Here is a 14,698-nt window from a genome sequence, read left to right as displayed (position 1 = left end):
TTGCACGTGGGAGCGGGGCGCTTGGTGCCCCGGTTTCATTCTGTCTAAGGCTGGCAGAAAACAAGCGGGTGGCTAGCCAGGCCGCATCAGTACGCGGTAGTGAGCAGGAGCGTTGCCGTTCGGGAGATTTGGACGCCGATGGTCGATCAGATGGTCGCGGCTGGGCAGGGCGCAGCCCTTGAGGCCATGGCCAAGGCAGTGCCGATGGGCCGACATGGCAAACCAGAGGAGATCGCTGACGCGGTTCTCTGGTTAAGCAGTAGCGCCTCCAGTTATGTCACCGGCCAGTCCATATCAGTGGATGGCGGGTTCGTCATGCGGTGATCGTGCCACGTTTTACAGCGCGCTGATTCAAGCCATGCCTGACTTTCACCCGTACATCAAAGGAAGAGCTACATGTTGGAATCGAATCCACCCAAAACAAGAATGATGACGGTAACTGCGTTGTCCACCATCATCCTGCTGACCGGGTTATTCAAAAGGAAGGGGAAAGCTGATGGGTAAACGTTTATTGGGAGTGATCGCCTTGGCTGGATTACTTGCAGGACAAGCGCTGGCCGCCGAGGAAAACGGCTTGGTGGTACGCGTCGCGCAACTTGAAATCGATCCTGCACAGGTTGCGGCCTATCAGGCCGCAGTCAGAGAGGAAATCGCAGAATCGACTCGAATAGAGCCGGGCGTCATATCTATCTACGCGGTCGCCGAAGTCGACCGCCCAAACTGGTTTCATTTTTTCGAAATCTACGCCAGCGACTCGGCATATCGAAGCCATATCGAATCGCCGCATTTCAAAAAATACGCCGTTGCTACGAAGTCGATGATTCTGTCGAAGCGTTTGATTGAAACAACGCCAATCGAGCTCAGTCCACGGCCTGGCCCGTAACCGATTGCCCGCTGGGCACGCTGATTTATCAATGGAGGAAGGCAATGAAAAAATCAAAGGCAATGGCGGTAGCGATGGCAGGACTGGCGTATTTTGCGGTGGGCAGCTGTCGTGTGATGGCGGCAGACGCCGAGTTGGCAGCACCCCTTGCCTACTATGTTGCCGAGTTTGAGGTTACCGATCCCGAAGGGATGAAGCCTTATAGTGCGCAGGTCGAATCAACTTTCAAACCCTATGGCGGGCATTTCATAGTGCGTGGAGGAAAGACCATTTCGCTTGAGGGTGAAGCGCCAAAGCGTTGCCGTGTCGTCATCGAGTTTGCGAGCATCGAAAAAGCCCAGGCTTGGTACGACTCTAAGGAATACACCGAGTTGAGGAAAATTCGTCAGCGTTCAGCCAAAACGGATGTGTACTTGATCGAGGGAGTGCAGGTGCGGTAGTCACCCAGTTGCTCGTTAATGCTTGAGAACGAACTCGGCCTCACAAATTCGTTTTTCTCCGTTCGGGATGAGTTACACCATCAAGGCCTTTTTAGCGAGGGCAGGGCCCTTTTTATTGAAGGCTCTCATTTGGAAGTGGCTGTTACCTGATCACTGATAAGCTGAGCCAAAATTCGCACAGGCTCCGTCAAACTCTTCCGAGACCGGTGTACCAGCCCAATATCACGGTGGAAGGTGTGCTGTCCTAGGTCGAGCGCCCGCACACTAGCGGGCCATTTTTGTTGATTTGATGTTTGTGGCACCAGCGCGACGCCCAAACCATTTTCAACCAGTTTGATGATGGCCTCCAGTTCATCCAGTTCACAAACCTCCTTCAAGGTGAAATGCATCTGCCGCAGGAAACGATCGACCTGCCTGCCGCCGAAGGATGATCGGTCATAGCGAATGAATGGCTGGCTGGACAGCAGTTTCGACCAGTCTTCTCCCTCTAGGTCATGTGGCACGATCAGTCGGTAGGGCTCTAGCGCCAATGTCGTCCAGCGCAGGTCACTTTGGAGGGAGAAGGGCGGGCGAATGATGACGGCCATGTCGATCTCGCCGGCGTCGACGAGGTTCACCATCTCCATTGAAAGGCCTGGGATGACACGTGTGCGGCACTGCGGACACTGTTTGTGAAACTTCGAAAGCGCATCGGGCAAATAGGAGCGCTGCACGGACGCGATCGCACCGATGCTGACCAGCACGCTGGGAGGCTCGCCCGGCGTTGTAGAGCCCAGATTGTCATAAAGCCTCAGCAGCTCTTGCGCCTGCAGAAGTATCTGGTGGCCCATTTTGTTGAGATGGGCCGAGCGCCCTTTCCTGTCGAAAATTTCGAACCCGAGCTCGCCTTCCAGGCGCTGGATTTGCGCGCTCACAGCGGCCTGGGTCAGGCCGATCTTGTTGCCAGCAGCGGCGAATGTGCCTTCCCGGGCCACAGCAATGAGTGTCTTCAGTTCTTTGATCATTCACAAATATTAGTTGTGTTTCTAAGAAATATATATTGATTTTTATGTTTGGATTCCCGTCCTACGATGTCTCCCATCCCCGGCAAGGCTTAATCCAGAGAGCTAATGACGTGGAAATGTTCGCCAACCAACAAAAAATATTTGGAGTTCTGATGAGCCTCTCGCCATTCCACCTCGCAATCCCTGTTTACGACCTGGCTGCAGCTCGCACCTTTTACGGTGAGGTTTTTGGTCTTGAAGAAGGGCGTTCCAGCACGCAGTGGGTAGATTTCGATTTTTATGGTCACCAACTGGTGATTCACGAACATCCAAAAACCGCTTCGCAGGAAAGCGTGCATAGCAATCCAGTTGACGGACACGATGTTCCCGTTCCGCACTTCGGCATCATTTTAGGTTGGGAACAGTGGGAGGCACTGGCCGAACGTCTGAAGTCGTTTGGTACTGAATTCGTGATCGAGCCGTACATTCGTTTCAAAGGCCAAGTGGGCGAGCAAGCCACCATGTTTTTGTTTGATCCGTGCGGCAACGCTCTTGAGTTCAAGGCTTTCAAGGATATGAGCCAGCTCTTTGCCAAGTAACAACAGCCATGGCACAACGGCGTTGTGCCATTTGATCTCAAATGAGCTGGAAGCTCATGACTCTAGCAACTGCGAATAAACGCAGACCTTTCACTCCAACAAGAAGGCTAGACATGAAACGTATTCCTTTGGTGTGGCAAATCGTTGCCGGGCTGTTGCTTGGCGTGCTTGTCGGTTGGTATTTCAATACGCATCCGCACTACCAGACATGGGTGAGTGCGGAGATCCTCAAACCGCTCGGAGATATCTTCATCAAGATGATGAAGATGGTGGTTGTACCGATTGTGTTCTGTTGCATGATTCTGGGCATCGCAGGCGGTGGCGATAACAAATCGTTTGGCCGCATGGGAATAAAATCGCTGGGCTACTTTTTTGCAATTACGGCCTTGGCCATTGTCATCGGCTTATGTTTCGCCAACGTCTTTGAGCCGGGTACGGGCACCGACATTTCCGGTATTACGCACGGTACCGCATCGATCACTCTGGAGCCGTCCAAAGGCGCATTAGTCATCTTGCAGAATATCGTCCCTGACAATGTGCTGGTTGCTATGTCAGAAGCGAAGTTGCTGTCCGTGTTGTTTTTCGCGGTGCTGTTAGGCATGGCATTGAACGCTCTGCCGAAGGACAAAAGCGCACCCTTCATCGCGGTAATTCAGAGCCTTTCCGATGCAATGTTCAAGGTCGTCTCAATCGTCATGGCTTACGCACCGATTGGTGTGTTTGGAATGATCGGCGCGACCGTGGCGACGTTTGGTTTCGCCTCATTGTTGCCGTTGCTCAAGTTGATCGGGGTGGTTTATCTGGCGCTGATAGTATTCGCGTTGGTGATACTCGGCGGCATTTGCTATTTGATTGGCGAAAACATTTTCAAGTTGATCCGGTACTTTCGCAATGAGTTGATTCTGGCGTTTTCGAGCGCCGCGTCCGCAGCCGTCATGCCGCAGTTGATGACCCGATTGGAGCACTACGGGGTACCGCGTCGGATCGTCAGTTTTGTGGTGCCGGTGGGTTATGCGTTCAACCTGGATGGCGCATCGATTTTTCTCGGTGTGGCAACGATCTTCGTGGCGCAGCTCTATGGCATCGACCTATCTCTGTCGCAGCAGATCCTTCTGGTGGTGACGATGGTGCTGACCTCAAAGGGAGCAGCAGGGGTGCCCGGGTTTGCCATCATCATCCTGTCGGCGACATTGGCGTCTGCCGGATTACCGTTAGAAGGCGTGGCGTTGATCGCAGGCATCTTCAGGATTATCGACAGTGGCACCACCACGCTGAACGTATTGGGCAATGCCATTGCACCGTTGGTTATCGCCAAGTGGGAGAAGGTTGCAGTGAAACGTTCTCAGCCGCACACGGCAGCAAGCGTTTAGCCGCGTTCGTCAGATACTGAAGATGGTTGCTAGACGACCGGTCTAGTTTTTACTAGGCTGTACGCACTATGAAAAAACCTAATCAAGACATGCGACAACACATCATCGATGTAGCGAAGTCATTGATGACCCACAAGGGCTACACCGCAGTCGGTCTTATGGAAGTGCTGAAGGCGGCGGGTGTACCCAAAGGGTCCTTTTATCACTACTTCACCTCCAAAGAGGAATTCGGCCAGGCACTATTGGACGAATACTTTCAGGAGTATATCGGGCGGCTAGACGTTGTCATGGCGGCGCAAGGGACGGGCGCCGAGCGGCTCCTTGGCTATTTGCGCTATTGGGCGGAGACGCAGGCGTTCGATCATCCCGAAGAGAAATGCCTGGTGGTGAAACTCGGTGCCGAAGTGTGCGACCTGTCGGAAGACATGCGCGGCGTATTGGAGGAGGGCACCACGCTGATCATCGAGAGAATCACGCGGTGTGTTCAGCAAGGAAAGGCTGATGGCTCCATCACTTCGACTCAGGACGCAGAAACACTGGCTGAATCGCTGTATCAATTATGGTTAGGGGCATCACTTTTGGTGAAGGTTCGCAATACGACGGCTGCCTTTGATACGGCACTGATCACAAGTAAGCGCCTGCTGGCATAGGGGCGGTTTTTTTTAAGCTTTTAACTAGACGACCGGTCTATTCATTTGGAGTTGTTATGATTGATATTGCCGCAGACACCGACCTGTTTTCCCCCATGACGATGGGGGCGATGCAACTGGCTAACCGAATTGTCATGGCGCCAGTGACTCGCAGTCGAATGGCTGACGACGGTGTGCCGAACGAAATGCATGCCACTTATTACGCCCAGCGAGCCAGCGCGGGCCTGATCATCGCCGAGGCCACGAACATTTCTGCTCAAGGGCGTGGCTATGCCATGACGCCCGGTATCTGGTCGGAGGAGCAGGTGGCAGGCTGGAAAAAAGTCACTGACGCAGTGCATGCGGCCGGCGGGAAAATCGTCAGCCAGTTATGGCACGTAGGGCGCTTCTCCAGCGTTGAGCTGCAGCCAAACGGCGAAGCGCCGGTCGCGCCCTCAGCAATCAAGGCCGAAGGTACGACCTATACCAACAATGGCATGGTCGAAGTGTCCATGCCTCGGGCGCTTGAGACTTCAGAGATCCCGGGGATCATCGAGCAGTACAGGCATGCGGCAGAAAATGCAAAACGCGCCGGTTTTGATGGCGTTGAAGTCCATTCAGCCAACAGTTATCTCCTCGACCAATTCCTGCGTGATTCCACCAACCAGCGGACTGACCAGTACGGCGGCTCTATCGAAAATCGGACACGACTGACACTTGAAGTCACCGAAGCCGTGGTCGCAATTTGGGGCAGTGACCGGGTCGGCATCCGCCTTTCACCAGTAACTCCTGATGCAGGTAACACGCCTCCAGACAGCAACGTCATGGCGACCTACGGTCACCTCATTCACCAATTGAACAGATTCAACTTGGCCTATCTACATTTCGTCGAAGGCGCGACAGCCACCTCTCGTACCGTTCCTGAAGGGGTGGATCTGGACGCGCTGAGTGCGCAGTTCGAAGGGCCGTACATTGGCAACAACAACTATGACCTGGAAATGGCGCGGGAGCGCAGGGCGCAAGGGCGGATTGATGCCGTGGCGTTTGGTCGATTGTTCATTGCCAACCCCGATTTGGTAGATCGCCTGCGTCGGGGTATCGAGCTGACCATAGCTCCGCGCGAGAGTTATTACGGCGGAGGCGCCAAGGGCTACATCGATTGGCCAACGGCCAACTCCAATTAATTGGAGATTCACTTTGCGTCAGTTCGGCGGGGGGAGGCTTCGTCGCGAAACAATTTCGCCGCACAAGAGGTACTCAAATATGAATTATCTGCAAAACAAGGTTGCCATCGTCACTGGCGCGTCTTCCGGCATTGGTGCTGCCACCACCCGCGCGTTGGCCGCGCATGGCGCTCGCGTCGTGGCAGCAGCACTCGATCAGGCTGAGTTGGAAGCATTTGTTGCCGAGCTGCGTGAGGCCGGGAGCGACGTGGTCGCTTTCACCACAGACGTTACCCATCTGGATCAAACCAAAGCGCTCGCGAAGTTTGCACAAGACACCTATGGCGCAGTGGACATCCTGGTCAACAACGCCGGCCTGATGCTCTTTTCCAACTGGGTCGATCTGGCCGTGCAGGATTGGGAAAAGATGATTGATGTGAACATCAAGGGCTACCTCAACACTATTGCTGCTGTATTGCCATTCATGCTCGAACAGAAAACCGGGCAGATTCTCAACATGGACTCCGTTGCAGGTCACCAGGTCGGCCCGGCGGCGGGTGTTTACAGCGCAACCAAGTTTTTCGTCCAGGCCATGACCGAATCCATGCGAAAGGAGTTGGGCGTGCAGCATGGCATCCGCGTCAACACCGTCAGCCCAGGCGTGATCAATACCGGCTGGGCGGACAAGGTCAGTGATCCTGAAGGACGTAAGGCTGCCCAAGAGCTGAATCGGATTGCCATTGCGCCGGACGATATTGCCCGCGCAGTGATATACGCGCTCAACCAACCGGAAAATGTCACCGTCAACGATTTGATCATCTCGCCGACGCGCCAGGATTGGTAATTGTCGTTTGAGTTTTCCGTGCCCGAGTGACCAAAAGGGTCACCGGCAACATGCAACCAGGAGTACATCATGAGCAATCCAACTTACGTTCAGGAATACAACGCGATCGTTGCTGTTCTGAGTCAGTACAACGAAGGTGGTGCCAAGGCTGACAGCACTGTGATGAAGCCCGCGTTCAACGAGCAAGCAACCATGTTTGGCGTCGACGGCGACAAGCTCGTCGGCGGCGCGATCCAGAATCTGTACGACGTCATCGACAACTCTTTCCGCCCATCTCCTGAAGCCAAAGCCGCGATCGTTCGCATCGACATCGTAGGCACTGCCGCCAGTGCGCGCGTTGATACTGACAATGTTTCGGGGTATCGATTCACCGACTTCTTCAATCTGCTGAAGGTAGAAGGCAAGTGGACCATCGTCAGCAAGATTTACCACACCCATCCGACCGTTTGAGCATTTGAGCGCGTCTGGCGACGTGTGTTTTACGTCGCCCAAAGAAAGGAGAGAACCATGTCAAAGAACATCAAGGCAGTACCAACCTCCGAGTACAACGCTGTCATCGCTACTGCCAATCAATACGTTGAAGGTCTGCGTGTGGGCAGTGCAGATGGCGTTGCTCAAGCTTTCCATAAAGACGCTGTGATGTACGGTTTCACGAATGGTGAATTGCTTGGCGGCCCAATCAAGAATCTGTTTGATTTCGTTCAGAAGAACGGCAGCGCCCCAGAAATTACGACTCGCCTCGACATTCTGGCGATCACACCCACGACAGCCGTGGTGCGTGTCGATATGGAAAAGGATGCAATCGGTGCCGACTATAACGACTACCTGACCCTGATCAAAATCGACGGCACCTGGAAAGTTATCGCCAAGGTTTATCACCAGTTCGAAGGTTGAGCGTTCACCCAACGCGCCGTCAGTGGCGGCGACGTTGAACGCGCCGATGATCAAGTGCCCGGTGAGGTTGATCACTATTACTCCTGCACTGCCAGCGCTTCAATCAGTTCCTGGGTGGTGACGATTGAATGAGCGAAAGTCGGCCCGTTCAACTCGTGGGCGGCGTGCATCATTTCCGCACGGAATGCGGCGGTCGCATCGCGCACCAGCGTGACGTGGTAGCCCAATTCCGAGGCGTAGCGGGCGGTCGCTTCGATGCAGGTGTTGGCGAGCAGGCCGACGATGATGACGTGGGTGATGCCTTTCTGCTTCAAACGAAAGTCAAGATCGGTATTGGCAAAGCCGCTGGAGCCCCAATGTTCCTGCACGACAATGTCGCCGTCCTTCGGCGCGAAATCGGGATGCCATTCGCCGCCCCATTCACCGCGTGCGAAGTGGTGCATGTGCATGATTTTGCACTGGGTCGGTGTTGGATGGTCCCAGCCTTCGTAGGCGCCGTGTTCCCAGCGGTGGTGCGGCACGATGACCACTGGAATGTTCTGCGCTCGTACGGCGCGATCGAGGGCTCGCAGGTTGTCGAGCAGCCCGACCTGTTCGGCAATCGGCTTGATCAAGGGGAAGACCTTGCCGTTTTCCGAGAGAAAATCGTTGTACGGATCGACCAGCAGATAAGCGGTGCGGTTCAGCGGATAAGAGGCGTTCGACATGACGATGTACTCCACGCAAGTTGAGTGACCGATGCCGTGGGCTCGCCCGGGCATCGTGCTGGTAAATCGCTTTGTCAGGCTACGGCGGACTCTCGTGCCACTTGCCTGAGGATTTGTTCGTATTCCATGACGGATAGCGATCCGGACACCAATTGGCGACCATTCAGCACCATGGCAGGGACCGAGTTAATCCCGCGTTCAAGGTAAAAGCTCTCAAGTTCACGGACTTCGAGAGCGAACGCCTCGCTGGCCAAAATCTCTCGGGCGCGGGTGGTTGAAAGTCCCGCTTCACCGGCCAGGCGCACCAATGTTTCGTGGTCGCTGGGGTTCTCGCCATTGGTGAAATAGGCCTTGATCAGGATTTTCTTCAGCGCAACCTGGCGGCCTTCCTGCACGGCCCAGAGCAGAAGTCGATGGGCATCGAAGGTGTTGTAGAAATGGCTGCGCTTTTCCAGGTCGAACTGAAAACCGATGGCCTTGCCACGCGCGACGATCATTTCATTGCGCAAGGCGACTTCTTCGGCGCTGCGCCCGTATTTGCGCATCATGTGCTTGATGGCGTGCTCGCCCTCGGCCGGCATGTCCGGGTTCAGTTCGAAGGGCTTGAAGGTCAGCTCCACGGCAACTTCGCCGGCAACATTGGCGATGGCTTGTTCCAGCGCTGTGGCGCCGAGTGCGCACCAGGGGCACACGACATCCGACACAAAGTCGATACTGACGGGGAAGGTCATTTCTTCGACTCCGTCAATTGTTGGCGGTACTCGGTGGTGGTAATTCCGGCATAGCCCCAGTTGTCGGTGTCGACCTCTTCAATAACGATATGGGTGAGATGCGGGTCCTTGTTGAGGACGGTTTGCATGGTTTTGGTGATCTCGGCGATGACTTGAGATTTCTGTTCTTTGGTAACGCCGTCGCGAGTGATACGAACGCTGATGAAAGGCATGGAATAAGTCTCCAGTAGGCGCCCCATCGACATGATGAGGGGAGCAGTGGGATGGAATTTAGAGTGTTGCGTTCAGGGGATAAATCAGGGGCGGAGAACATCACTTATAACGCGGTGTAATCAATACAACTGGGCCTTTGCAGAAGGTAAATCGCCCTCCCTGGCTGCAGGCGCGGGGAGGGCGAATGCTACGGCGGGAGGAATCAGTTCTGCGCTTTGCTCATGCGGGTAAATAGCTCGGTGGGTACTTTCTTGCCGTTGGAAATGTACTGGTTGGTTCTGAACTTGTAGACCTCACCTTCCGAAAGGAAACCATCGTGGTTGGTGTCCATCGCTTTGAATTCTTCACCGCCCTGAGGTGCCACGGTCAGCAGTTCTTTAAGAGAGACGAGGCCATCATGGTCGGTGTCTGTGCGAGCGAAAGAGTCGTCCCCACATTTGCCTTCACCGCACTTGCCTTCACCGCACTTGCCTTCGGCAGTAGCGGACTTGTCGCTGGCTTCGCTGGCCCCGCATTTGCCTTCGCCACACTTGCCTTCGCCGGTTTTATCGGCCGATGCCAGTTGGTAGCCTTGGGGCAGTGGCTCAACAGCAAAAGCCGCAGACGATGCCAGGCTCATGCCACCGGCTAAGGCAATTGCGGCCAGGCCAAGACTGGTTTTGTTCGACATTGGTTTACGGTACATAGTGCTTCTCCAGATGCTTTGCGCGGCGAGGCCGCGGTTCATGCCACAGGGCGGATAGACCCTCAAGGAAGTTCGAGGCGAAAGGCGCAAGCGTCTTCCACTTCGATACAGCGTCCTTGTTCGGGTAGGCCTATTGAGCGGGAGTCATGTATCGGCGATGTATCGGCGAGCGGAGCATTTGTAAGCCAATCCCAAGACTTCGCGTTTGGGTACATAGAGATACAAAAACCGACCTCAGCCTTTGCTCGTCAGTCAGGACAACAGCTTTAAAACGGGTGTCGCGGCTACGCCGACGGCAGCTTGCGCATGCAGCTGGCGCAGCAGCACCAGTGCGTCAGCAACGAAGCCGGTCACGTCTGTTGCACCAGCCTGCGCAGCCAAAGCGTGCAACTGCGCTCGACCATCCATGTCAGGGAACTGCTGGATCCGCTGCAACAAACGGAACGCGAGAGGGCTGACCTGGGAGAATTGCACTTGGCCACTCGGCACACGGCTGATCAGCAGCAATGTCGGTTGTTCTGGCGGTTCAGAAGGCAAGTGGCCTGGCGCGAGACGATGTACGGCCCAAATGTAAGCCAGCGGCCAGACGAGCGGGGAAAGCCTGAGGGGACGGTCGAGTAAATGCGCCGCATCACTGGCCTTTAACGGCGCAGCGTCCAACTGTTGCAGCGCCATTTCCACCCACTCGTAATGAGCCAATTCAGGCAAGAACGGGTACCAGGGATGCTCAAAGCCGGGCGAGTCCTCCAGGCTCGCTACGAAGTCTACAAACTCACGAGCAATTTCTCCGAAGCGTGGCGTTTGCGCGCGGTAGTCACGCAAAAAACGTCGTACCAGTGCACGCCAACCGTCATCACCCAGCACGGCAACCAGCACCGGAAACGTCCCACCCAGCAACCCCAACAGATTGTTCAACACCAGGTTGAGATAGACCTGCGCTCTTGCGGGATTCATCTGCGCAGGCGGCGCATAACTGTCCGGGTCACGCAGGTACCGGGTCAGCGCGAGCTGCTGACTGTGCAAACTTGAAGGGGAGTCAGCCATCGACGGTCACCTCCACCAAAGCATTGGCGTCGCGTTGCAAGCGCCTGATGGTGTTCAGCTCAGCCACCAGTTCGTCGTAGGACGGAAAGTTGAAATCGCGCTCCAGCAGGGTTGGCTTCACGCCGAAAAGGTCATAAGCCTGGCCCAGCAATGACCAGACTACCGGTTTGACCGAAGCACCATGGGTGTCGATGATCAGGTCCTCGGCTTCGTCGTAATGGCCAGCCACATGCATGGCGACTACGCGTTCTGGTTCCAGGCCGGCGAGGAAAACCGCTGGATCGAAGCGGTGGTTCACTGAGTTGACGTACACATTGTTAACGTCGAGCAACAGGTCGCAATCGGCCTCGCGAAGCACTGCATTGGTGAACGTCAGTTCGTCCATGTCCTGATGAGCAGCGGCGTAGTAAGAGACGTTTTCTACAGCAAGACGACGACCGAGAATGTCCTGTGCACGGCGGATGCGCGCCGCAACGTGATGAACGGCCTCCTCAGTGAATGGCAACGGTAGCAGGTCGTATAAATGGCCATCGTCACTGCAGTAACTGAGGTGTTCGCTATAGAACGGCACGTTGAAGCGATCAAGAAACCCGCGGACTTGCTCAAGAAAAGATTCGTCCAGCGGCGCACTGCCACCCAGCGACAGTGACAGGCCATGGCATGACAGCGGATAGCGTTCAGCCAGCAACTGCAAAGCCTCACCATGAGCGCCGCCGATGCCGATCCAATTCTCTGGAGCAACCTCCAGAAAATCGAAATCCCCGACTGGAGCGTCACGAAGCGTGTTAAGCAGCGCACGGCGCAATCCCAGCCCGACGGTCGCCTCAACGGGGAGCTGTGGATCTAAATGGGTTGGTGATGAAGTGTTCGTTTGCATGAGCTCAATACTCCGATTCGACGTCTGGAACCCCCGATCCACAGCACCTCCACGGTTACCGCTGGCAGCCGGGGGGTGTGAATCGGGTGATTGAAACCCGCCACGGTTCTGCTCAAACGAGGTTGATCACCACGTTGATGTTGTTCCGCGTCGCTTTGGAGTACGGGCATGTGTGGTGTGCGGTGTCGATCAGCTCTTGAGCGACGTTGCGATCCAGCCCGGGAAGGAAGACGTTGAGGCGAGCCTGGAGGAAATAAGCGCCATCGGTTGTGCCTAGATCGACTTCGGCGTCGACAGCAAGGTCACCCGGGAGGGTGACTTTCAGCTTGCTCGCCGCTAGTCCCATTGCACCGATAAAACAGGCCGACCAACCTGCGGCGAACAACTGCTCTGGGTTGGTACCGGCGCCAGAGGTGCCAGGCGACGACAGTTTTATATCCAGTCGGCCGTCGTCACTGAGGGCGGTGCCATTGCGACCACCCGAGGAGGTATGGACTTTGCCGGTGTACAGCACTTTATCAATATGGGTCATGGTGAAACTCCTGATTAACTAGCGGGGGGTGAGAGCGATAACTTCGGTGACGCGATAACACTCAGCGTGCATTCAAACGCTTGAGATACCGACCGATGAATGCATCCAGGCTCAGCTTGCCGGCGCCTGTGAATACCAGTGGCAGAAGTGCGACGAGATAGATCAACGGCAGCTTGAAATTGCCGTAGCCTTTGTTGCTGATGGAGTACCCCATAGCCAGTTCACTCAACGTCGACCACTCTGCTGGCCAATGAACTGCGGCAGTTGCCACGATGGTGACCACTATGAGGATCAGTGCCGAGAGGCGTGTACCCAGGCCTACAAGCAAAGCAATGGAACAGAGCAGTTCTGCCCACATGGATAACTGCCAATTGAACGTAGCCGGCAGCTGATTGAAGGGAAAAGGAAAGGCCCCTTGAATGCTCGGGAACCAGTTCTCACCGTTCCACTTTTCCCATCCCGCTTCAAAAAACTCCCAGGCCAGAAAAACGCGCAGGCTCAAAGGGGCGATCCAGTCCCCAGCGCGATCGAGATTAAGGTGCAGGCGATTCAAGACCGATGACGCGTTTGTTTGCATGGGTTTAATCCTCCGACTTGTCGTCAAGAAAGTGGAAGCCGTTCAGGTGCTCCCAATGACAGCTGTCAGGCACAGGAGCACTGCGCTGGCCGTGAGCGCAGTTCATCGTGCTGGTGTATCTCGCTTGTGTCTGAGGGGGCGGGAAGATCAATGTTGTGTAACGTGTTTGCGTCCGTACACACTTGGATACAGAGCGATAACTGTTGAAGGCGCTATTTTGGAGTTGGGAGATACGATCGGCTGCGTTCTGCCGGTGACTGGCGGGAGGATTTCGCAGGGCAAACGAACGTCGCAGATGAGGGGAGGGGCGAGGGCGTGGAAAGTACCGTTGAATGAGGTGGGCACGCCAGGTGCCCACCTTATCTGTCTGGAACCGCCTAAGGTATCAAGCGCATCTCCCGCAGCCTGTCGAACACGTCGAAAAATGCCTGATCACTCGCTTGGTAGGCAGTGAAGCCCATCAGGCGGCTTTTCGACATATCCGTGACCACTTCGATGGGCCGGCCAAGGTCTGCATCTGTATGCCATGGGGAAATCAGACGTCCAATGTCGGACTCTTTCAAACCGTGCTCGGCGACTATTTGCGTCCATACGGCTTGATCGTCCGCCATCTGCTTCTCTAGAGGCGAAGGTGACGCAGGATAGTCAGCAGCAGGCAGGTCGAAGTATTCGGCAATTCGGCTCCACATCCATTTCCACCGGAATACATCACCATTGGTGATATTGAATGCCTGATTTGCCGCAGCCGGCGTGGTGGCCGCCCACAGTTGCTGTTTCGCCAATTGCCGCGCATCGGTCATGTCGGTGAGGCTGTCCCACTGCACTCTGGATCCGGGAAACACAAACGGGCGATTGGTGTGTTTGCAAATCGAGGCATAGACGGCGAGGGTGGTCGCCATGTTCATCGCATTGCCCACGGCCACCCCGGTGACGGTATGCGGGCGATGCACGCTCCAGGTGAAACCGTCCTTTTCAGCTGCGGCGAAGAGTTCGTCTTCCTGAGCGTAATAGAAATTCTCGACATCCAGACGACCCTGTTCTTCGCGAAACGGTGTCTGTGGCAGGCTGCCCTTACCATAGGCTTCGAAAGGGCCGAGATAGTGTTTCAGGCCGGTAACCAGTGCTACGTGTTTGACGCTTTTGGCTGGGCGAATGGCGGCGAGGACGTTGCGTACCATGGCGGCATTGACGCGAATGTTCTCGGCCTCCGTGGCTTGCCGCGACCATGTAGTAATGAACACATGCGTGGGTCTCACATCCCTCAGCGCCTGTTCCAGAGAAGCAGGATCCTGAAGGTCTGCCGCGACAGGGATCACGCCTTGCGCTTGCGATGGATGTCTCGATAGCGCGGCAACCTGCCACTGGTTGTCGATGAGTAACTGGGTGATGGCGCTGCCGACAATGCCGCTGGCGCCCACGACTAGAGCTGTCTGGGTCATAGGTTTCTCCTGGATTTGAGTTTGGGAGTCCGTCTGAGCAACAGAGGTTCAACCTGAAAATCCGTTAGAGTGCGCGCTACTCCCCGTT

General features: G+C 55.4%; 20 protein-coding genes. 10 read left to right on the top strand and 10 right to left on the bottom strand.

What is annotated here, in order from left to right; genetic code table 11:
• Positions 1-99: 99 nt before the first annotated feature.
• From ACYSTU_RS18745 to ACYSTU_RS18735, 3 genes are all read left to right on the top strand, one after another.
• Positions 100-324 carry an SDR family oxidoreductase gene (locus ACYSTU_RS18745; RefSeq protein WP_499000788.1) on the top strand — a complete coding sequence of 75 codons (225 nt, stop codon included), beginning with the start codon at positions 100-102 and terminating at the stop codon, positions 322-324.
• A gap of 172 nt (positions 325-496) precedes the next feature.
• Positions 497-883 (top strand): putative quinol monooxygenase, encoded by a 387-nt coding sequence (locus ACYSTU_RS18740; protein ID WP_282382924.1) that lies wholly within the window; start codon positions 497-499, stop codon positions 881-883.
• A gap of 44 nt (positions 884-927) precedes the next feature.
• The gene (locus ACYSTU_RS18735) at positions 928-1,323 is read left to right on the top strand and encodes a DUF1330 domain-containing protein (protein ID WP_499000783.1); all 396 of its coding nucleotides are present in this window, start codon (positions 928-930) and stop codon (positions 1,321-1,323) included.
• 125 nt (positions 1,324-1,448) lie between these two features.
• Here ACYSTU_RS18735 and ACYSTU_RS18730 read toward each other — a convergent pair whose 3' ends face one another.
• Positions 1,449-2,327 carry a LysR family transcriptional regulator gene (locus ACYSTU_RS18730; protein WP_499000780.1) on the bottom strand — a complete coding sequence of 293 codons (879 nt, stop codon included), beginning with the start codon at positions 2,325-2,327 and terminating at the stop codon, positions 1,449-1,451.
• A gap of 152 nt (positions 2,328-2,479) precedes the next feature.
• Between ACYSTU_RS18730 and ACYSTU_RS18725 the strand changes: the two genes are divergently transcribed.
• The 7 genes from ACYSTU_RS18725 (at position 2,480) to ACYSTU_RS18695 (ending at position 7,805) form a co-directional block, all read left to right on the top strand.
• Positions 2,480-2,905 carry a VOC family protein gene (locus tag ACYSTU_RS18725; RefSeq protein ID WP_039762906.1) on the top strand — a complete coding sequence of 142 codons (426 nt, stop codon included), beginning with the start codon at positions 2,480-2,482 and terminating at the stop codon, positions 2,903-2,905.
• Positions 2,906-3,018: 113 nt separating this feature from the next.
• Positions 3,019-4,275 (top strand): cation:dicarboxylate symporter family transporter, encoded by a 1,257-nt coding sequence (locus ACYSTU_RS18720; RefSeq protein WP_499000777.1) that lies wholly within the window; start codon positions 3,019-3,021, stop codon positions 4,273-4,275.
• A gap of 68 nt (positions 4,276-4,343) precedes the next feature.
• On the top strand, positions 4,344-4,925 hold the full coding sequence (locus ACYSTU_RS18715) for a TetR/AcrR family transcriptional regulator (protein ID WP_499000774.1): 582 nt from the start codon (positions 4,344-4,346) through the stop codon (positions 4,923-4,925).
• Between the two features lie 56 nt (positions 4,926-4,981).
• Positions 4,982-6,088 (top strand): alkene reductase, encoded by a 1,107-nt coding sequence (locus tag ACYSTU_RS18710; protein ID WP_499000772.1) that lies wholly within the window; start codon positions 4,982-4,984, stop codon positions 6,086-6,088.
• A gap of 79 nt (positions 6,089-6,167) precedes the next feature.
• Entirely contained in the window at positions 6,168-6,911 is a 744-nt protein-coding gene (locus ACYSTU_RS18705) for an SDR family oxidoreductase (RefSeq protein WP_499000921.1), read from the top strand.
• A 69-nt stretch (positions 6,912-6,980) separates the two neighbouring features.
• Positions 6,981-7,361, top strand: coding sequence for a nuclear transport factor 2 family protein (locus tag ACYSTU_RS18700; RefSeq protein ID WP_499000769.1), 381 nt, complete (start codon positions 6,981-6,983; stop codon positions 7,359-7,361).
• 57 nt (positions 7,362-7,418) lie between these two features.
• Positions 7,419-7,805: a nuclear transport factor 2 family protein gene (locus tag ACYSTU_RS18695; protein WP_499000766.1), complete on the top strand. Its 387-nt coding sequence runs from the start codon at positions 7,419-7,421 to the stop codon at positions 7,803-7,805.
• A gap of 77 nt (positions 7,806-7,882) precedes the next feature.
• Here ACYSTU_RS18695 and ACYSTU_RS18690 read toward each other — a convergent pair whose 3' ends face one another.
• The 9 genes from ACYSTU_RS18690 to ACYSTU_RS18650 all read right to left on the bottom strand — a co-directional run bounded on the left by ACYSTU_RS18690 (position 7,883) and on the right by ACYSTU_RS18650 (position 14,610).
• Entirely contained in the window at positions 7,883-8,512 is a 630-nt protein-coding gene (locus ACYSTU_RS18690) for a cysteine hydrolase family protein (RefSeq protein WP_499000763.1), read from the bottom strand.
• Between the two features lie 74 nt (positions 8,513-8,586).
• Positions 8,587-9,243 carry a DsbA family oxidoreductase gene (locus tag ACYSTU_RS18685; protein WP_499000761.1) on the bottom strand — a complete coding sequence of 219 codons (657 nt, stop codon included), beginning with the start codon at positions 9,241-9,243 and terminating at the stop codon, positions 8,587-8,589.
• Positions 9,240-9,455, bottom strand: coding sequence for a tautomerase family protein (locus tag ACYSTU_RS18680; protein ID WP_016774741.1), 216 nt, complete (start codon positions 9,453-9,455; stop codon positions 9,240-9,242). The genes ACYSTU_RS18685 and ACYSTU_RS18680 overlap by 4 nt, the downstream gene beginning before the upstream one ends.
• A 203-nt stretch (positions 9,456-9,658) precedes the next feature.
• On the bottom strand, positions 9,659-10,141 hold the full coding sequence (locus tag ACYSTU_RS18675) for an HvfA family oxazolone/thioamide-modified RiPP metallophore (RefSeq protein ID WP_499000757.1): 483 nt from the start codon (positions 10,139-10,141) through the stop codon (positions 9,659-9,661).
• A 252-nt stretch (positions 10,142-10,393) separates the two neighbouring features.
• The gene (locus ACYSTU_RS18670) at positions 10,394-11,185 is read right to left on the bottom strand and encodes an HvfC family RiPP maturation protein (protein WP_281881670.1); all 792 of its coding nucleotides are present in this window, start codon (positions 11,183-11,185) and stop codon (positions 10,394-10,396) included.
• The gene (locus ACYSTU_RS18665) at positions 11,178-12,062 is read right to left on the bottom strand and encodes an HvfB family MNIO-type RiPP peptide maturase (RefSeq protein ID WP_499000754.1); all 885 of its coding nucleotides are present in this window, start codon (positions 12,060-12,062) and stop codon (positions 11,178-11,180) included. Before ACYSTU_RS18665 ends, ACYSTU_RS18670 begins: the two co-directional genes overlap by 8 nt.
• Before the next feature lie 112 nt (positions 12,063-12,174).
• Entirely contained in the window at positions 12,175-12,594 is a 420-nt protein-coding gene (locus ACYSTU_RS18660) for an organic hydroperoxide resistance protein (protein ID WP_499000750.1), read from the bottom strand.
• A gap of 61 nt (positions 12,595-12,655) precedes the next feature.
• Positions 12,656-13,171, bottom strand: coding sequence for an HvfX family Cu-binding RiPP maturation protein (locus tag ACYSTU_RS18655; RefSeq protein ID WP_499000747.1), 516 nt, complete (start codon positions 13,169-13,171; stop codon positions 12,656-12,658).
• A 377-nt stretch (positions 13,172-13,548) separates the two neighbouring features.
• Positions 13,549-14,610: an SDR family oxidoreductase gene (locus tag ACYSTU_RS18650; RefSeq protein ID WP_499000744.1), complete on the bottom strand. Its 1,062-nt coding sequence runs from the start codon at positions 14,608-14,610 to the stop codon at positions 13,549-13,551.
• Positions 14,611-14,698: the final 88 nt, after the last annotated feature.

This window comes from Pseudomonas glycinis (genome assembly GCF_054871425.1).
The sequence above is the reverse complement of the archived record's forward strand: the minus strand, read 5'-3'. Positions and strand labels throughout refer to the sequence as shown.